This window comes from Rothia sp. HMSC071F11, assembly GCF_001809115.1.
Lineage (GTDB): Bacteria > Actinomycetota > Actinomycetes > Actinomycetales > Micrococcaceae > Rothia > Rothia dentocariosa.
This window is the reverse complement of record NZ_KV795730.1, coordinates 332,752-333,667: the sequence shown is the minus strand read 5'-3', so window position 1 is coordinate 333,667 and position 916 is coordinate 332,752. Positions and strand designations below refer to the sequence as shown.

At 61.7% G+C, this 916-nt stretch carries 1 pseudogene; it reads left to right on the top strand.

Annotated features, from left to right (window positions below):
• Positions 1-916 (top strand): annotated as a pseudogene (locus tag HMPREF2554_RS02420) (RNA-binding transcriptional accessory protein); the annotation flags it as partial.

Genomic DNA, 916 nt, shown 5'->3' with positions numbered 1-916 from the left:
CCGGAACGATCTCTAGTCGAGTTATCGCCGGGCGGGAAGCCGAAGGGGTAAAATTCGCCGACTATTTCGACTTCTCCGATAGTATCAGGCGTATTCGCCCGCACCGGGTTCTCGCCCTGCTTCGCGCCAAAGAAGCCGGAATCGTGCGGCTCAGTATTGACGGTGCCACACCAGCCCCGCCCCTGAGCAAACTCCGCGGAGAAGCGCGTGCTGCTGCGCTTGCCATCGCCGAAAATTACGAGAACGTTCGTTCGGGATACGAGCGTGAAGTTGCCGCCGCGCTGCGCATACCTGTGCAGGTTCTCAACACCGTCGACAGTGAAGACCGTGTGCTCGGCTGGCTTGCCGCAACCGTGCGCACCGCATGGCGTAAACGGCTACACCCCCGCCTGGCAGACCGCATACGCAACGCCCTCTTCGAGATGGCAGAACGCGAAGCCATCACCGTTTTCGCCTCGAACCTGCGCGACCTTCTGCTTGCCGCACCCGCCGGGCAAAAAGTCACCCTCGGGCTTGACCCGGGGCTGCGTAACGGCGTGAAATGCGCGGTTATTGACGGCACCGGGCACGTGCTGAAAACCTTCACGGTGTACCCGCACGCGCCTCGATACGACCGTGCCGGTGCGCTCGCTGCCCTTGAGGATGCGGTTCTCACCCATGGCGTGGAACTTATCGCCATTGGCAATGGCACCGCCTCACGTGAGACCGATAAACTCGCCGCCGAACTGCTAGCGAAGCTGCGTTCTCAAGGGTATAAGGCGGCACAGAAGGTTACCGTCTCAGAGGCGGGGGCATCCGTATATTCAGCCTCCGAACTCGCCAGCGAAGAGCTGCCCGATCTTGACGTAACGGTACGCGGGGCGGTCTCGATCGCTCGGCGGCTGCAAGACCCGCTCGCCGAACTCGTCAAAATTGA